Source organism: Streptococcus pseudopneumoniae (assembly GCF_038148935.1).
Taxonomy (GTDB): Bacteria; Bacillota; Bacilli; order Lactobacillales; family Streptococcaceae; genus Streptococcus; species Streptococcus pseudopneumoniae_U.
Window position 1 is genome coordinate 1 of sequence record NZ_JBBJZX010000172.1, and the last position, 1,177, is coordinate 1,177.

General features: G+C 37.6%; 1 protein-coding gene. It reads right to left on the reverse strand.

What is annotated here, in order from left to right; translation table 11 throughout:
* Positions 1–105: 105 nt before the first annotated feature.
* Positions 106–1,002: an aldose 1-epimerase family protein gene (locus WKI42_RS10410; protein ID WP_368081882.1), complete on the reverse strand. Its 897-nt coding sequence runs from the start codon at positions 1,000–1,002 to the stop codon at positions 106–108.
* Between the last annotated feature and the right edge of the window lie 175 nt (positions 1,003–1,177).

A 1,177-nucleotide genomic window follows, 5' to 3' on the forward strand; every position in this document is an offset into this window, starting at 1 on the left:
CTGTCTTTAAAAAACAGTCAATTAGTCCTCACAAACATAATATACTACTATTGTTTGAAAAAGTCAACAGTTTATGTTTGTTTTTGTTATTTATTTTTTACTTTTTTATAAAACTTCTATCTCAAACCCTATTTCTTCAACCTGATTGGCTTCTAAGAGACGAACATTCTTCTTATCTTCTAAATGATCTCCTTCTTCAAGGGATGTTGACAAGCCAGACCATGGTTCAAAGGCAATGAAAGGTCCCTTGTTCAAAGTTGACCAGATGATGAGGTTTGGAAACTCTGCAAAGTGCACTTTCAATCCCTTATCATGTTTACGGGAACGAAGGGCAATTGTTCGAGATTGCAATTCATCCAAAGTCACTGCATCTGTGCTGAAAAGATCATAACTAAGATCTATTTCTTTTTGTCCCTCTAGCCATGGACTTCTATCTTGAAAATCCAGCATACCCGTTTCTGGGAAAGGACGTGGAACAGAGCAAGTCTCTTCTTTCTCAAACTCTAAATAGTAATCTTCATAGACTTCATCATCCAGTAAGGGACAATTAAATCCTGGATGTCCACCAATAAAGTAAGGCATGACCTTGCTAGTTTCTTTATTGAAAATCTTGTATTGAGTCCGTACTGTCTTGCCAGTAAGGCTATAAGTGATTTCTAGGCGGAAATGATAAGGGTAGTTCTGATAGCTATTCTCATCGTCTTCAATTGCAAAAGTTACACTCTTATCTGTCTGTTCAACTAATTCAAATTCTTTCTTGCGAACCAAACCATGACGAGGAATCTTTCCTTTGCTTTCTTGCCCCTTCTCATCTATATAGAGGGCTGTATCCTCTCTCAAAGAACCACAAATGGGGAAGAGAACAGGAGCTTGTCCACTCCAATAAGTGGGATCCCCTTGCCACAAATACTCAAGTCCCTCAGCATCTTTTATAGAAGAAAGAGCCCCACCAAAACTGTTAAATTCAACTCTTAATTGTTCTGATTTTAATTCAATTACCATTATTTTCTCCGATTTCTTGATAGTTTATAAAAAACTAGGCTGTCACTCCTAAAAGGTATGACAACCTAGTTTCAACAATTTACACTCTGCGAAAATCCAATTCAAACTTCGTCAGCGTCGCCTTGACGTAGATATGGTCACTGACTTCGTCAGTCTTATCTACAACCTCAAAACT